The organism is Devosia crocina, from assembly GCF_900116545.1.
In the GTDB taxonomy this organism is placed as follows: Bacteria; Pseudomonadota; Alphaproteobacteria; order Rhizobiales; family Devosiaceae; genus Devosia; species Devosia crocina.
This window is the reverse complement of record NZ_FPCK01000001.1, coordinates 1,721,731-1,735,213: the sequence shown is the minus strand read 5'-3', so window position 1 is coordinate 1,735,213 and position 13,483 is coordinate 1,721,731. Positions and strand designations below refer to the sequence as shown.

Below are 13,483 nucleotides of genomic sequence, written 5' to 3'. Positions count from 1 at the left end.
TCACCCGGACCTGACCCGAAACGTCCTTGGCGCTGCTGCCGCCCTTATCGCTGCGCGTTGCTGCCATTGGCCTCAAATTTCTCGGGCTGGTCGGCAAGGGTGGGGTCATCGATCTTCTGACCCTTGGAACCAAGGGGCTGATCGAGCCGCTTGGCAAGGTCCGCAAAGAGCTGGGCCTGATCTCGGCGCTTGCTTCAACCGGCGCTTTCAGTGGATTCGAAACCCTTGCAGCACGGCTGGGCGCCGTAGCCAAGGTGGTGCCAGGCCTGAGCCTGGCGGGGCCCGCGCTCGGCGCCATTGTGACGGCTCTTGCCGGCATTACCTTGCCTGTTGCCGCCGGCATTGCCGCGGTCGCTGGGGCTGGTTTCCTGATCTATAAATATTGGAATCGCATCGGCGCCTTTGTCAGCGGTTTTGCTTCGGCCATGGCAACGGAATTGCAGCCGGCACTTGATGCCATCAGGCCAGTCCTGGACTGGTTCGCGCCTCTTGGCGAGCTGATCGGGAACGGCTGGAACCTGGCCAAGTCGGCGCTTGATGGTGTGGGGAGCCTCCTGAGTGGATTGTTTTCGCAAGAGCAGCTTACTCCTGAACAGGAAGAAGCGCTCCGCTCATCAGGCCGCAGGCTCGCAGAGGCGCTCGTTGGCGCGTTTTCGGGCGTCGGCCAGATGTTGTCGGACGCGATCACTGGCTTCAACTGGGTGCAGACGGGTATCGACCTCATGAACGCGATCTGGAAAGGCATGAAATCCATTGCCTCCAAGATGGTGGCGGATCTCGCCAATCAGATTGCCAGCATCAACCCATTCGGAGGCGGCGGAGGCGGAGACGCTTCAGGGCCAAGGCAAGTCCAGCCTGGCGACAAAACGCCGGGAGGGGATGTCATAGGAGACGCCTTTGCCAAGGGAGGGCGGTTCAACAGCGGCGTCGCTCTGGTGGGCGAGGAGGGGCCGGAGCTTGTCGAATTTGGTGGTCCCGGAAATGTGCACACCGCTGCAGAGACGCGCGGCATCCTTGGTGGGGCAGGCGGCTCGGGTGTCGGGTCAATCACCATCGCGGCGCCCCTTATTGGCTCTGTGACTGTCCATAACATGGCCGACGTGGATCGGTTGATGAACGAGATTGGCCAGAAGCTCACCGACATGATCTCGGGTATTCAGGCCGACACGGGCTACAGGGTGGTGTGATGCTTTACTAGATCGGGTCGCTGACCCTCGACACACATCCGTTCAATGCGGACGAAATGAGCCGTTCGGCCTCGGCTGACTTTGCTGTCAAGGCGCTGGTCGGCACGCTACCGGGCCGCGAATTCATGGGAGAGGGTGACGATAAAATCACCCTCTCCGGCCAGTTGCTGCCGTTCAAAACCGGTGGCTTGACCGAGCTTCAAACGGCGCACGGCTTTCGCCAGTCGGGCCAGAAGCTGCCGGTCATGCGGGGCGACGGGAAGATGTTCGGATGGTTCGCCATTGAGAGTATTTCTGAAAGCCATCGTGACCTCATGAAAGACGGTGTCGGCTATCGCGTCATGCACACGATCGCGCTCATCAAGGTCGGTCCCGAGGGAGCTTCGCCGGGGATCATCGGCGGCATTCTTTCGCTGTTCAGCCAGGCAGGTCTTTGATGACGCAAAGCTTTACCATCAAGCGGGAGGGGGTGACCCTTGATCTCCTGCTTTATCAGGTGCACGGCGTCGAGGGGCCAGCGATGCTCGAGGTCGCGCTTGGCCTCAATCCCGGGCTGGCCGATATGGGGCCGTTCATTCCGCTCGGCACGACGGTGATCGTGCCCGACAAGCCGGCGCGGGACGTGTTCCGCGTTCGCCCGACCGTTTCTCTTTTCGGATAGTTCACATGCCATGGAAAGTGGATTGGCGTGTTCTGGTCGATGGCCAGGACATGACCTCGGCTATGCGGCCGTTCCTGATTTCGGTTTCGATCACTGATAAGGACGGCACGGCCGGCGATACCTGCCAGATGCAGTTCGACGACAGCGATGGGCAGATCAGCCTGCCCCAAGAGGGTGCAAAGGTGCAAGTCTATCTCGAGGGCGCGCTCAAGTTCGACGGGACCGTCGACACGGTGCGATTTGCGCTGTCGCGTGGCGGCGGTCGAACACTCAATGTCAGCGCCAAGGGACTTGATGCCAACGGCAAGGTCAAGCAGCCGCAGTCCTTTCATATGGATGATGCGTCGCTGCAGGGCTTTCTCGACAAGGCTGCGAGCAATGCGGGTCTTGCCGGCATCAAATTCGATCCGGCATTTGCCAATATCCAGCGAGACTATTGGTCTGCAGATTCGGAAAGCTTTCTGCACCTGGGGCAGAAGATCGCTCGGGAGGTTGGCGGGACGTTCAAGATCCGCGGCGACTGGGCCGTGGTGGCCAAGCGTGGGAGCGGGTTGTCGCCGAGCGGGGCAGCGCTGCCGCCCGTGATGGGTGTCGTTGGTGTGAACGTCATTCGCCTCGACATCGAACCGATCTCGATGCGCGATCGGTTCAAGACTTCGGTTGTGCGCTACTTCGACCGACCGGAGGCAATGTTCAAAACGGTGGAGGTGGGGACGGACGACGAGCGGGCGAAAGTTGACCGCGAAAGCCTGACCAGTGCTGTCGATGAAGCCCATGCGCGCGAGATTGCCGAGGGGCGAAAGTCAGACAGCAAGCGAGAGGGTGGCGACGGTTCGGCGGAGCTGGACCTCGACATCGACGCGCAGCCGGAAGCGCAGTTCATCCTGCGAGGTGCCCGGCCTGGGGTGGATGGCGCCTACAGGATTGCCAGCGTTGGTCATAAGGTCGATCGTGGTGGTGGCTCCACGACTTCGCTTGAGCTCAAGGAGCCGGGGCAGGGTGCGGGGTCCGATGATCGTGCGGCGTGAGGCTCTCTCAACTAGCTGCTGACGAGCGGCACAGTTGCAGGGTCCGATAGGTGGCTAGGCGGATTAGTCAGCCAGGCCCGGGGGCAACGTCCCAGATTTGAATAGGACCTTTGGCTCATCATAGGTGTCGGCCTCAACATCGACGTCAGCTGAATAGGCCCAGATACCGGCACGTGTCGGTGCGATACGTTCCGCCGCCGCGATGGCTTTGTCCGCTGTCTTGTACTGCTGCGGTTGGTCCGGCTCCAACTTTCGGCCCTTTTGCCGAAAGCCTTGAACGAAAAACAGTGTCGGCATCGCCAAACCTCCGAGGTTGGCCTGCGGCATAGCAGATTCTCAACATCACAGGAGGCATCATGGCTGATGAATGCGGTTTGACTGCAAGAATGGTTCTGAATCTCAGCGTTGCCGTAGAGCCATGAACCACGGATGGCAGACAACGCCGTAGATCGCGCCTGCCACAGCCCAGATGGTCCAATGGCCGCCATCGGTAGCAGTATCGATGACGAAGCCAAACACGCCTAGCAACACAGTGGCGATAGCGATCTTCAGAATTGGCGACATAGGTAGCCCCTTTTGATGTCGTTCTAGACGCCTGACCTTCTCAGCCAGCAGATCGTGCCTCTGCCTCAGAGCAAAACCATCGTTCGCCGTATTCGGGGCGAATGGTCGTCTCAGCATAATAGCGCTGTCCGGGAACGTGGTAGATGCGCTCGCCGCTGCCGATGCTGACATTGCCCTTGATGTTGCAATTTTGGCCGAAGCCCGCAATGGCGCGCGAAACCATAGATGCACCGCGATCAGGCGTTGCCAGGACCATCACGCCAACGAAGCCTATTGCTGCGGCGGCGCAGACAAAGATCAGATCACGCATGGGGCATCTCCTCGCCCTGATCTGTCCACTCCTTCAAGCATCAAACAAGTCCAGCCTAAGCGGCTGGTAAACGGGAAATTTCCAACATCGTTAGGAGGCTATCATGGCTGATGCAAAGTTCGCCCGGTGTCATGCCGTCACCGCGAAATGGGAGGGCGGCTGGTCGAACCACGCCGCAGACCCTGGCGGCAAGACGATGTACGGCATTACCGAAGCCGTCTATCACCAGTGGCTCCGCAAGAAGGGGCAGGGCGCCAAGCACGTGCGCAACATCACCCGGGTCGAGGCGGAACAGATCTATTTCGACCAGTACTGGAAGCCGGCAGGCGGGCCGACACTGGCCGTTGGCGTCGATCTCGCCACTTATGACGCCGCAGTCAATTCTGGCGTCTCGCGTGGCCGCAAGTGGCTGATGGCCGGGCTCGATCCGAAAGACGATCACGTCCATACCGTCAAGAATATCTGCCGCCAGCGTCTTGGCTTCGTCCAGTCTCTCAACACGTGGAAGGTGTTCGGCAGGGGCTGGGGCAACCGCATTGCCGACATTCAGGCCAAGGGCGTTGCCTGGGCACTGGCCGCCGCGAATGATCCGCACGTGGTCAAGCAGCAGCTCGAGGACGAGGCCGATAAGTCCAAGGCCACGGCCGGCCAGCAGACCGGTGCAGCAGGGGCGGCTGGCGCCGGCGGGGCAGGGGCAGTCGGCGTCGATCAAGTCGACACCACGCTCTTTGCCAATGGCTGGGTAGTCGTCGGGCTGGTGATTGTCGCCGTCGCTGTCGTCTTCGTGCTGGCCTCGCGCGCCAAGGTCAACAGCCAGCAGGCCGAGGCCTACCGGCGCGAAGCCGCGGCGCTCTAACCGGTCCAATCATCTCTGTTCGTCATCCGCCGCCTGAGGGCGGCTTTTTTCATGTCTGGAGGCAGCTCATGAACCTGCAAACATCAATCGCGACTGGCATTCTCGACGAGGTGTTCAAGCGCGCACTCAAGCCCGCCACTCATCAAGAGGTGCAGCGCGCGCCACAGGTGGCGTATGAGGCCGCAAAGGAGCTGGCGCCAGTTCTGGTCAACATGACCAACAATGAGCCGTGGTATCAGTCCCGCATGACCTGGGGCGCGATCGCGGCGATCCTCGGCGGTTTGAGCACGATGGCAAGCCTTGTCGCTGCTGGCGATTGGTCGATGGAGCTTTGGTTTGCCGGTTTGAGCAGCGTCGGCGGCGGCATCGGAACTGTTTATGGCCGATGGGTCGCCAAGAAGCCGCTGGGGCAGTGACGCATGTTCATCCGCGTCGTTACTGGCATTGCCGAGCACTTCGATGTCTGCTTCCCTGAATGGCTGGGGGCGGGCATTCTCATATGGTGGGGCGGCAATCTTGTGCTGACGCCGGTGTCATGGACAAACCCTGGGGCATGGAGCTTAATGCTTTCCATGCTCTCAGAGGACAACTGGGGGCTGGTCTGCGTTGCTGCAGGCTGTCTCTGGGCCACGGCGCTCACTGTCAACGGCACCTTTGCCGATACCGCCTATTCCCGCTTCTCTCCCAACGTGCGCGGCCTCTGCGCGCTGTTGTCTGCCGCGATCTGGTTTCTGGCTTTCATGTCGGTTCTTACCGCAGAGTCATCGGGTCGCGGCATCTATATCCTGCCACTGGCCATGAGCGTGTGGTGTGTTTTCAACGCTTGGCGAGACGTAGGCAGGGCGAGGTCGTCACGGGATGCTGGACGTTAGTTTTTTACCGGATGAATGGCAGGCCGTCGCTGCTATCGGCTTTGCTCTCAGCCTTGGTGTGTTCGCCGCTTGGGCGCGCTTCTTTGGTAAAAAAGAAGGCCCGCCCGCGCCGAAGGTGAAGGAGTTCTCTGTTTCCGGGCAGCTGGCATGGGGCCCGTCAAGGAACTGGTCGAGACGGTCGGGTTGGTTATGCAGGAGATGGTGCGGACCAATATTGCGCTCGAAGAAACGGCAAAGGCCCTAGCTCAGTTGGCCCATATTTTTGAGCAGCGCTTGGAGGAAGAGCGGAGGGATCGGGAGATCGCCGAAGAGGTGCGCCGGCAGTTGAAGGACCGGGGGTGATGATCACCCGCTCCTACTGAATAATCGTGCCATCCCCGTTAGGTGCCGGAATCGACTGTTCCTCCAAAGGCGCGCGTGTCGATTGAAATCCGCTGAGCAGGCTGACCGCGACGGCGGCGAGTGCCAACAGGGCTAGGGCGACAATCACGTTGCGGCGGTTCATCATTCGGCTCTCCTCAGGGCACATCAACGGACTTATCCGCCATTGGCTCCGCGGGCGCCTTGTTCTCTTTCCGTTCACGGTATAGGAGTCGGAACCTCGTGCATCGAGGTTTCCATGTGCAAGATTCTGATTGTCTCGAAATGGCCGGTGCCCATTTCTACCGTCATGGGTGCCCTCGTGCCTCTGGTGGGGCGGACCGTGCATGCCGGCTTCCCCAGCCCGGCCGACGATTTTATCGAGGACATGATCGACCTCAATCAGGTCCTCGTTCCCAACCCGACCGCGAGTTATCTGTGGCGCGTGGTCGGCGACTGCATGATCGATGTGAAGATTTTTCCTGGCGACGTTGTGGTGGTGGACCGGTCGCTAACTCCCAAGCATCGCGACGTCGTGCTCGTCGTCATCGATGGCGAGCCAACTCTGAAGCGCCTCAATCGCCGTGGCGGGATCATGGTGCTGCACAACGAGAACGCCAAGCTACCTCCATTCACGATTGCCGAGGGAACAGAGGTCTCGGTTTGGGGCGTTGTGACGAACACAATCCGCGGCATACGCAAGTGACGGCTATTGCGCTGATAGACGGCAACAGCTTCTACTGCTCTTGCGAGCGCGTCTTCGATCCGAAGCTCGAGCGACGACCGGTTATCGTCCTTTCGAACAACGATGGCTGCGCGGTTGCTCGGACCGCTGAAGCGAAGGCGCTAGGCATCGGCATGGGCGCGCCATTCTTCAAGATCAAAGACATCTGCCGTAGCGGCAACGTCGCTGTCTTCAGTTCCAACTATGCGCTCTACGGTGACATAAGCCGGCGTATGAATTCCGTCTATCAGGGCTTCTCGCCCGACATCGAGATTTACTCGATCGACGAGTCGTTCCTCGACGTCGAACACCTCCCCCTCAAAGACCGCACCGCCTGGGCCTCGGACCTGCGCGCGACCACGCGCCAGTGGACCGGCATCCCGTGTTGCGTCGGCATCGGACCGACGAAGACACTGGCCAAGTTGGCCAATAAGGCGGCGAAGAAGCTCCCGAGCGGTGTGCTCGATCTCAGTGATGAGAAGGTGTGCGCAGAGGTGATGGCGACGTTCCCGATAGGCAACGTCTGGGGAATCGGCCGCGCATCACAGGAGAAGCTGGCGCACCTCGGCATCGAGTACGCCGGCCAGGTGGCAGCGATGGACCCGAAACTCGCTCGTCAGCTCATGACCGTGGTCGGCGAGCGGATCATTCATGAGCTCAACGGGCGGGCAGTGATCGCATTGGAAGCCGTGGCGCCGCAGCGCAAGGGCTGCGCTGTCACTCGGAGCTTCGGGCAGCGCGTCACGTCCAAGATCGAAATGGAGCAGGCCGTCGCTGGCTATGCCACGCGCCTGGGCGAAAAACTTCGGCGCCACGGCTTGGCCACTGACCATGTAACGGTGTTCATGCATACCTCGCCCTTTGCCGACGACCCGCAGCGGTCGGTTTCAATAACGGTCGATATCGTCGTGGCGACCAACGATTCCCTGCAGTTCATTAAGGCGGCGCGTCGTGCCGTCGACGGATTATGGCGAGACGGCTTCCGCTATTCCAAGGCCGGCATTATCGCCCAAGACCTGGTGCCGCCGGCGGAACGGCAACGGGCGCTTTTCGACGCGATCGACTACGATAAGGCTGCGAAAGTCATGGCGGCTATGGACGAGGCGAATCGGCGCTGGGGCAGGGCGACCGTGGTGCCCGCTGCAACAATGGGTGCAAAGAAGAAGCAGCAAACCTTCACAACTAAGTTTGAGATGAGGTCGCCCCGGTTCACAACGCGATGGGCAGAGCTTCCCGTGTGCCGCTAAGCGATCAATCGATATCGTTTAAGCCTCTCACCTCGAGCTGTCCCCGGGCCGGATCCCAGAGTTGGCTGCTCTCAATGTCGATGGCGATAGTGTGATAGCCGCACACATAGGCGTATTCGTTCACCAGCGGCACGGCGATATCCATAGTATAGGGGCCTTCCCACATCTCCGGAATCTCGTACCATTGAGGCAGCGATATCATCGCCCGCCACACCCCATCGCCAGACTGCCCTATAACAAGGACGATCTATCGCTCGTCGGGCGTGTCTACGCTTAGGTAGTACATAGGTGCAGGCGATCGCGGGAGTTTCCGATCTGTGGTCTTTGGCCGTCCCTTAGCGAGGCGTGATTGCAGCGAAGCGAGCTCTGCAGCAGGATCGAAATCGTCATCGGTCATCGGAATCGATATCACAATAATTCGCCGCAACCGATTCTCTCCGTTTGCATTTCCGACTCACGATGCACTCGAGTTCCACATGGTTGGGCTGACGCCTAACCTCCGCACAAAGCGGCCACGCCGCAGGGACTCAGAATCTAGCTACCCTCTCCCGACCTTCCGCCCCTTCCAACTTTGCACGCTCAGTGAGACGACCCCTAGCGGCGATGACTGGCTGTTCGAAATGAAGTTCGACGGCTATCGCGCGCAGATCGCGATCGCGGGTAGCGAGGTCCGGGTCTTCACGCGTAATGGGCACGACTGGACGGAGCAGTTCAAAGTCCTCCTGCCGCCGCTTAAGACACTGACGAAGGGCTCGGTGCTGCTCGATGGCGAGATTGTCGCCATTGAAAACCAGGGCCGCACCAACTTTAGCATGCTCAAGACTGGCATCGCCGCCGGTATCCCGCTGAAATTCTATGCCTTCGATGTGTTTGAGAAGGATGGCGACGACCTGTCGTCGACCCCAATGATCGAGCGCAAGGCAATCCTTGAGGAGCTGATAGGGGAGCGCGACGCCGGCGACAGCCTCCAGTATAGCCACCATGTCGTTGACAACGGCAAATCGGTCTTCGACGCGATGTGCAAGGGCGGCCACGAAGGCATGATCGCCAAGCGCGTCGACGCCCGGTATGTCGGCGATCGGACGAAGGGCTGGCTGAAAATTAAGTGCACCAAGCGGCAGGAGTTCGTCATCGGTGGCTGGCGCCCCAGCGACAACGGTCGCGGGATGGCCAGCCTAATTGTCGGCACCTACGAAAGGGTCAGTTCAACTATCGCGGTCGCGTCGGCACAGGGTTCAGCGAGGCTATGAAGGACAAGATAATGGCGCAGCTTGAGAAGCGCCGTCTGACCAAGCCTGCCTTCGCCAGCGTGCCTCGGGACATCGCTCGCAAAGCGATGTGGGTGAAGCCGGAGCTAGTCGCCGAGGTCGCCTATGCCGAGATCACGCCCGATGGGTCACTGCGACACGCCAGCTTTCAAGGCCTTCGAGCGGATAAGAAAGCGACGCAGGTCGTGTGGAGATGCCGGCCGAGGATTCCGGCGCCAGCCTCGATCCCGTCATCGGCGTGGAGATCGCGCAAGCCCTCGGCGTAAAGCTCTCCAACTCTGACAAGGTGATGTACCCAGGCACGGATATCACGAAAGCCCACCTAGTCGCCTACTATGCTGCAGTAGCCGATCGCATGCTACCGCACCTCAAGGACCGGCCGCTATGTTGGTCCGTGACACCAATAACGATCTGACCAAGACCTTCTTTCAAAAGCATGCCCTCGCCGGCATGCCCAAGACGCTGCACGCAGGCGAACTCACGAAGATCAAAGGCAATGAAGCCCGGTTCCTATGGATTGAGGATCTCGCAGGTCTCGTCGGCGGCGTCCAAATGAACACGCTCGAATTCCACGTCTGGGGCTCGGATCGGCATGATCCGGAGCTGCCGGAGCGCATGGTGTTCGACATCGATCCCGACGAGGGCCTCGACTTCGGCGACGTGAAGCAGGCGGGGAAAGATATCCGAGACATCCTTGGCGCGGTCGGACTGAAGTCGTGGCCTCTACTCTCAGACGGCAAGGGCATCCACGTTGTCGTATCCCTCGTTCCTGAGGCCAACTGGCCCGAGGTTAAGGAGTTCTGCCAGGACTTCGCCGAGCTGCTGGCGAAGACATCGATCCAGGTGTGATCGCCGGATCGCTCCGCTTCCGTTTTGGAAACAGGCAAGTCCTTCCGGATCCGCAGGGCGCTCGAAAAGCGCAACGTAAATACCTTGAATATTTGCCACGATGTCCACCACGCCTGAGCTTGCGCATGTTTGCGGCCGCAACAGCCGGGATCACTAAGGCGCCAGCCGCGCATGTTAGGCAATGATTAACCTTAAAAGTGGTTAACGGCCCAAGCCTGTTGCCTTCGAGACGGAGAAAGGTTTGCCGACACAATCGCGATTCTGTGTCAGGCAATTCGGCAGGAGCTCTGTTATGAAAAGGGGAGAGGTACCGCCATGAAACATCGTTCCGCCGTGCTGACCCGACGCCATGTTCTCGCAGGTTTGGCTGTTTCTCCCCTCGCGCTTTCGCTACTTTCCTCGATCAGCTTGCGTGCGCAGGAAGAGCCGGTGGTCATACCGCCGCCCGAGAGGGATCTCGAGGAAGTCACCACCTCCGCAAAGGCGATTCTGGCGGGTGGCTGCTTCTGGGGCGTGCAAGGTGTGTTCCAGCGGGTAAAGGGTGTCACCAATGCCGTTTCAGGCTATTCCGGCGGCGCGGCCGAGACGGCGACATACGATCTGACGACCCGAGGCGATACCGGCCACGCCGAAACCGTCGAGGTGACTTATGACCCCTCAGTTGTCAGCTTCGGCAAGCTGCTCCAGATCTATTTCTCTGTGGCGCACAACCCGACCCAGCTCAACTATCAGGGGCCCGATCGCGGCACGCAATATCGATCGACCATATTCCCGCTTGGGAATGAGCAGGAGGCGGTGGCTCGTGCCTATATCGCGCAACTCGACCAGGCTGGTATTTTTCCCGTACCGATCGTGACAACGCTCGAGCGCTTCAGCGCATTCTATCCTGCCGAACAGTACCATCAGGATTTCCTGACCCTCAATCCGACCTGGCCATATATTGTCCAGCACGATCTGCCCAAGATTGCCGCGCTCGCGGCGATCTTCCCAGAAAACTACCGTGCCGATCCTGTTCTGGTAGGGCAGTTGCCAACCGCCTGAGGGCCGTAGCGCGGCGGCAATTGGCTCCTCCCATGCTTCGGCCCGACAGTGGTCGGTATATTGACCAAGTCTGAGTCAACGATGCGCCCGCCTGGTGTGGGTGCGTGTTGCACATGTGCATCCAACTTCGGGCGTGAAGACCAACCGGGGAACGCGGCGACAGACCCGCTCGTTTATCTGGCGAAGGTTGTCATCGAAGGAGACAGGGAATGCGCAAGATCGAAGGGATTGCCTTGGCAGTGCTCGCGAGTGCCATGGCCTCGGGTTCCGCTTTGGCAGCCGATCTCATCACCATCCCCACCAGCACGCCGGTCGAAATGCCGCTTCATGAAAATGCGGGCTTCGACTGGAATGGCTTCTATGCTGGCGTCATGGCGGGAGGGCAGCAGAGTCCCGCAGAAGAAGCCCAATATGCCCTCGGTGCTCAGGCGGGGGTCAATGCCCAGTTCGAGTTTTACCTTCTTGGTGCTGAAGTCGCGGTGCATGGCTTAGGGGGCGGTGCCGTCGACACGAGCTATGGCCAGATCCTTGGTAGGGCAGGTCTCGTCGTGACGGACGATCTGGTCGTCTATGCGGCAGGCGGCTACGGCATCGACCTCGGCGCGCCCGATGAGCAGGATGCCCTTTTTGGGGGTGGTGTCGAACTGGCGGTCACCGATTCCATGTCACTTCGTGGACAATATCTGCATGGCTTTTCGCTTGAAGGCGAGAATCCGAAAGATCAGTTCACGCTTGGCGCCAATTTCCACTTCTGATTCCGCCGACTCGAATCTGACTACTGGCTCCGCCCGCGCGGAGCCATTTGCATTTGGGGCAACAATGTGGCAGGTTGCCATCAACAAGCCCTATTTCCCGCCTTAATTGAACTCCGGTGTTTTCGCTTGATGCGTCAATTTGTATCAAATTGAAGCAATAGAGCGTCCTCTCTGCAACACCCCAGCCACATTGGTGATGGAAAGTTATCCGCGTTGAGCAATATGTGCTTGCGTGGGGTTGTGTCAGGCATGCCGCTGGGGCATTAGTCCGTCGACTACGGTTAACTCTTATGGGAGTGCAATTAATGTTTGTACGTTCTCTCTCGCTCGGCGTTGCCGCCGCTGCACTCATGGTTGGCGGCGCTCAGGCAGCTGATTTGATCATCCCGACGACTCCGCAGCCGATCTATGAATCTGCCGGTTTCGACTGGGAAGGCCTCTATGCTGGTGTTCGCATCGGCGGCCAGTGGGTTGGCGAGCAGTCCTATGGCAACATCGGCTTCGGCGACGACATCACCCAGGGCGTCATCGGCGGTGCCGTCGGTGTGAACTTCATCCCGGTCGACCCCTTCCTGCTCGGCCTGGAAGTCACCGGTGACTACGTCTGGGGCAACGACCTCGCCACCGGCGAATTCTTTGCCAACCTGCGCGCTGGCGCTGTTGTGACCGACTCGGTTCTCGTCTACGCCCTCGGTGGTGTTGGCGTTCAGACCGGCCCGGAAGGCACCAGCGGCACCGAAGGCCTCTACCAGCTCGGTGGTGGTGTTGAGTTTGCCGTCACCGACGCGATCACCGTCCGCGGTGAAATCGTTGGCCAGGGCGACTTCGCCGACAACGGCAACGACTTCTTCAACACTGCCAAGGCAACCGTCGGCGTGTTCTACCACTTCTAAGTATTGCGCCCGGCGCTTTTGCGCCGGACCGATACGGAGTGAACTTTGTGGCGAGCCGAGCGATCGGCTCGTCATTTTTACGTCTTGTTAGCACTTCTTGCCGTGCGGTTAACGCAGGTGTGGTGTCCTTGCTACACTTATGGCCAAGAAGCGTCTTATTAGCTGATCGAGTGGAGCGAGAAGCTTGCGGGCTCGTTGGAGCTCTGCCAATTTAGATTCTACCACCTACCTTTGTTGAGGGTTAAAATGACTGCTCGTTCACTGCTCATCGGCGTGTCGCTCGCCGCTCTCGGTTCGGTCGCCGCTTCGGCAGCTGACCTGATCATCCCGACCTCTCCCCAGCCGATCTACGAAGCCGCCGGCTTCGATTGGGAAGGTCTCTATGCTGGTGTGCGCATCGGCGGCCAGTGGGTTGGCGAACAGGCCTACGGTAACATCGGCTTCGGTGCCGACATCACCCAGGGCGTCATCGGCGGTGCCGTCGGTGTGAACTTCATCCCGGTCGACCCCTTCCTGCTCGGCCTGGAAGTCACCGGTGACTACATCTGGGGCAACGACCTCGCCACCGGCGAATTCTTTGCCAACCTGCGCGCTGGCGCTGTTGTGACCGACTCGGTTCTCGTCTACGCCCTCGGTGGTGTTGGCGTTCAGACCGGCCCGGAAGGCACCAGCGGCACCGAAGGCCTCTACCAGCTCGGTGGTGGTGTTGAGTTTGCCGTCACCGACGCGATCACCGTCCGCGGTGAAATCGTTGGCCAGGGCGACTTCGCCGACAACGGCAACGACTTCTTCAACACTGCCAAGGCAACTGTCGGCGTGTTCTACCACTTCTAAGATTCGGAGCCGGATCACTCCGGCGACGCAATCA

The 13,483-nt window shown here is 59.9% G+C and carries 21 protein-coding genes and 1 pseudogene; 17 read left to right on the top strand and 5 right to left on the bottom strand.

Annotation, left to right across the window (positions count from 1 at the left end):
* The first annotated feature begins 26 nt into the window (after positions 1-26).
* From BM364_RS08365 to BM364_RS08350, 4 genes are read left to right on the top strand one after another with little or no spacing between them, the layout of a single operon-like run.
* Positions 27-1,187 carry a phage tail tape measure protein gene (locus BM364_RS08365; protein ID WP_244542803.1) on the top strand — a complete coding sequence of 387 codons (1,161 nt, stop codon included), beginning with the start codon at positions 27-29 and terminating at the stop codon, positions 1,185-1,187.
* Between the two features lie 11 nt (positions 1,188-1,198).
* Positions 1,199-1,624, top strand: a complete 426-nt coding sequence (locus tag BM364_RS08360) for a phage tail protein (protein WP_342028847.1) — start codon at positions 1,199-1,201, stop codon at positions 1,622-1,624.
* Positions 1,624-1,848, top strand: a complete 225-nt coding sequence (locus BM364_RS08355) for a tail protein X (protein WP_092423250.1) — start codon at positions 1,624-1,626, stop codon at positions 1,846-1,848. The genes BM364_RS08360 and BM364_RS08355 overlap by 1 nt, the downstream gene beginning before the upstream one ends.
* Positions 1,849-1,853: 5 nt before the next feature.
* Entirely contained in the window at positions 1,854-2,876 is a 1,023-nt protein-coding gene (locus BM364_RS08350) for a phage late control D family protein (protein WP_139232547.1), read from the top strand.
* 63 nt (positions 2,877-2,939) lie between these two features.
* Here BM364_RS08350 and BM364_RS08345 read toward each other — a convergent pair whose 3' ends face one another.
* The 3 genes from BM364_RS08345 to BM364_RS08340 all read right to left on the bottom strand — a co-directional run bounded on the left by BM364_RS08345 (position 2,940) and on the right by BM364_RS08340 (position 3,696).
* A complete protein-coding gene (locus BM364_RS08345) occupies positions 2,940-3,203 on the bottom strand; it encodes a hypothetical protein (protein WP_092423247.1) in 264 nt (87 codons plus the stop codon).
* Positions 3,204-3,275: 72 nt separating this feature from the next.
* Entirely contained in the window at positions 3,276-3,440 is a 165-nt protein-coding gene (locus BM364_RS18460; RefSeq protein ID WP_175528525.1) for a hypothetical protein, read from the bottom strand.
* 40 nt (positions 3,441-3,480) lie between these two features.
* Complete coding sequence (locus BM364_RS08340) at positions 3,481-3,696, bottom strand: sunset domain-containing protein (RefSeq protein WP_244542837.1); 216 nt, start codon at positions 3,694-3,696, stop codon at positions 3,481-3,483.
* Between the two features lie 157 nt (positions 3,697-3,853).
* Between BM364_RS08340 and BM364_RS08335 the strand changes: the two genes are divergently transcribed.
* The 4 genes from BM364_RS08335 to BM364_RS08320 all read left to right on the top strand — a co-directional run bounded on the left by BM364_RS08335 (position 3,854) and on the right by BM364_RS08320 (position 5,820).
* Positions 3,854-4,606, top strand: coding sequence for a glycoside hydrolase family 108 protein (locus BM364_RS08335; RefSeq protein WP_092423243.1), 753 nt, complete (start codon positions 3,854-3,856; stop codon positions 4,604-4,606).
* Between the two features lie 68 nt (positions 4,607-4,674).
* Positions 4,675-5,022: a hypothetical protein gene (locus tag BM364_RS08330; protein ID WP_092423241.1), complete on the top strand. Its 348-nt coding sequence runs from the start codon at positions 4,675-4,677 to the stop codon at positions 5,020-5,022.
* Between the two features lie 3 nt (positions 5,023-5,025).
* On the top strand, positions 5,026-5,478 hold the full coding sequence (locus BM364_RS08325; RefSeq protein WP_092423239.1) for a hypothetical protein: 453 nt from the start codon (positions 5,026-5,028) through the stop codon (positions 5,476-5,478).
* A gap of 147 nt (positions 5,479-5,625) precedes the next feature.
* Entirely contained in the window at positions 5,626-5,820 is a 195-nt protein-coding gene (locus BM364_RS08320) for a hypothetical protein (RefSeq protein ID WP_092423237.1), read from the top strand.
* Between the two features lie 13 nt (positions 5,821-5,833).
* Here BM364_RS08320 and BM364_RS18455 read toward each other — a convergent pair whose 3' ends face one another.
* Positions 5,834-5,986 (bottom strand): hypothetical protein, encoded by a 153-nt coding sequence (locus tag BM364_RS18455; protein ID WP_175528524.1) that lies wholly within the window; start codon positions 5,984-5,986, stop codon positions 5,834-5,836.
* A 111-nt stretch (positions 5,987-6,097) separates the two neighbouring features.
* Here BM364_RS18455 and BM364_RS08315 point away from each other — a divergent pair, with 111 nt between their 5' ends.
* Positions 6,098-6,544, top strand: a complete 447-nt coding sequence (locus BM364_RS08315; RefSeq protein ID WP_244542801.1) for a LexA family protein — start codon at positions 6,098-6,100, stop codon at positions 6,542-6,544.
* Complete coding sequence (locus tag BM364_RS08310) at positions 6,541-7,809, top strand: Y-family DNA polymerase (protein ID WP_092423235.1); 1,269 nt, start codon at positions 6,541-6,543, stop codon at positions 7,807-7,809. Before BM364_RS08315 ends, BM364_RS08310 begins: the two co-directional genes overlap by 4 nt.
* 4 nt (positions 7,810-7,813) lie before the next feature.
* Here the strand turns inward: BM364_RS08310 and BM364_RS08305 are convergent, their stop codons facing one another.
* On the bottom strand, positions 7,814-8,011 hold the full coding sequence (locus BM364_RS08305; protein ID WP_092423233.1) for a hypothetical protein: 198 nt from the start codon (positions 8,009-8,011) through the stop codon (positions 7,814-7,816).
* Positions 8,012-8,285: 274 nt separating this feature from the next.
* Here BM364_RS08305 and BM364_RS18450 point away from each other — a divergent pair, with 274 nt between their 5' ends.
* The 7 genes and pseudogenes from BM364_RS18450 to BM364_RS08280 all read left to right on the top strand — a co-directional run bounded on the left by BM364_RS18450 (position 8,286) and on the right by BM364_RS08280 (position 13,449).
* A complete protein-coding gene (locus BM364_RS18450) occupies positions 8,286-9,059 on the top strand; it encodes an ATP-dependent DNA ligase (protein WP_280140636.1) in 774 nt (257 codons plus the stop codon).
* Positions 9,056-9,343 carry an ATP dependent DNA ligase gene (locus BM364_RS18650; protein WP_244542800.1) on the top strand — a complete coding sequence of 96 codons (288 nt, stop codon included), beginning with the start codon at positions 9,056-9,058 and terminating at the stop codon, positions 9,341-9,343. Before BM364_RS18450 ends, BM364_RS18650 begins: the two co-directional genes overlap by 4 nt.
* Positions 9,271-9,926, top strand: a pseudogene (gene ligD / locus BM364_RS18445) (non-homologous end-joining DNA ligase LigD). Before BM364_RS18650 ends, ligD begins: the two are co-directional and overlap by 73 nt.
* 315 nt (positions 9,927-10,241) lie before the next feature.
* Complete coding sequence (gene msrA / locus BM364_RS08295; RefSeq protein ID WP_092423231.1) at positions 10,242-10,967, top strand: peptide-methionine (S)-S-oxide reductase MsrA; 726 nt, start codon at positions 10,242-10,244, stop codon at positions 10,965-10,967.
* A gap of 209 nt (positions 10,968-11,176) precedes the next feature.
* Entirely contained in the window at positions 11,177-11,722 is a 546-nt protein-coding gene (locus BM364_RS08290; RefSeq protein WP_092423229.1) for an outer membrane protein, read from the top strand.
* 305 nt (positions 11,723-12,027) lie between these two features.
* Positions 12,028-12,615 (top strand): outer membrane protein, encoded by a 588-nt coding sequence (locus BM364_RS08285; RefSeq protein WP_175528521.1) that lies wholly within the window; start codon positions 12,028-12,030, stop codon positions 12,613-12,615.
* Between the two features lie 246 nt (positions 12,616-12,861).
* Positions 12,862-13,449: an outer membrane protein gene (locus tag BM364_RS08280; RefSeq protein WP_092423225.1), complete on the top strand. Its 588-nt coding sequence runs from the start codon at positions 12,862-12,864 to the stop codon at positions 13,447-13,449.
* The last annotated feature ends 34 nt before the right edge of the window (positions 13,450-13,483 follow it).

Coding starts and splice junctions, on each gene's coding strand:
- BM364_RS08355 (WP_092423250.1), top strand. CDS start 1,624: ATGACGCAAAGCTTTACCATCAAGCGGGAGGGGGTGACCCTTGATCTC.
- BM364_RS08350 (WP_139232547.1), top strand. CDS start 1,854: ATGCCATGGAAAGTGGATTGGCGTGTTCTGGTCGATGGCCAGGACATG.
- BM364_RS08345 (WP_092423247.1), bottom strand. CDS start 3,203: ATGCCGCAGGCCAACCTCGGAGGTTTGGCGATGCCGACACTGTTTTTC.
- BM364_RS18460 (WP_175528525.1), bottom strand. CDS start 3,440: ATGTCGCCAATTCTGAAGATCGCTATCGCCACTGTGTTGCTAGGCGTG.
- BM364_RS08340 (WP_244542837.1), bottom strand. CDS start 3,696: ATGGTCCTGGCAACGCCTGATCGCGGTGCATCTATGGTTTCGCGCGCC.
- BM364_RS08335 (WP_092423243.1), top strand. CDS start 3,854: ATGGCTGATGCAAAGTTCGCCCGGTGTCATGCCGTCACCGCGAAATGG.
- BM364_RS08330 (WP_092423241.1), top strand. CDS start 4,675: ATGAACCTGCAAACATCAATCGCGACTGGCATTCTCGACGAGGTGTTC.
- BM364_RS08325 (WP_092423239.1), top strand. CDS start 5,026: ATGTTCATCCGCGTCGTTACTGGCATTGCCGAGCACTTCGATGTCTGC.
- BM364_RS08320 (WP_092423237.1), top strand. CDS start 5,626: ATGGGGCCCGTCAAGGAACTGGTCGAGACGGTCGGGTTGGTTATGCAG.
- BM364_RS18455 (WP_175528524.1), bottom strand. CDS start 5,986: ATGATGAACCGCCGCAACGTGATTGTCGCCCTAGCCCTGTTGGCACTC.
- BM364_RS08315 (WP_244542801.1), top strand. CDS start 6,098: ATGTGCAAGATTCTGATTGTCTCGAAATGGCCGGTGCCCATTTCTACC.
- BM364_RS08305 (WP_092423233.1), bottom strand. CDS start 8,011: ATGATATCGCTGCCTCAATGGTACGAGATTCCGGAGATGTGGGAAGGC.
- BM364_RS18450 (WP_280140636.1), top strand. CDS start 8,286: ATGGTTGGGCTGACGCCTAACCTCCGCACAAAGCGGCCACGCCGCAGG.
- BM364_RS18650 (WP_244542800.1), top strand. CDS start 9,056: ATGAAGGACAAGATAATGGCGCAGCTTGAGAAGCGCCGTCTGACCAAG.
- msrA (WP_092423231.1), top strand. CDS start 10,242: ATGAAACATCGTTCCGCCGTGCTGACCCGACGCCATGTTCTCGCAGGT.
- BM364_RS08290 (WP_092423229.1), top strand. CDS start 11,177: ATGCGCAAGATCGAAGGGATTGCCTTGGCAGTGCTCGCGAGTGCCATG.
- BM364_RS08285 (WP_175528521.1), top strand. CDS start 12,028: ATGTTTGTACGTTCTCTCTCGCTCGGCGTTGCCGCCGCTGCACTCATG.
- BM364_RS08280 (WP_092423225.1), top strand. CDS start 12,862: ATGACTGCTCGTTCACTGCTCATCGGCGTGTCGCTCGCCGCTCTCGGT.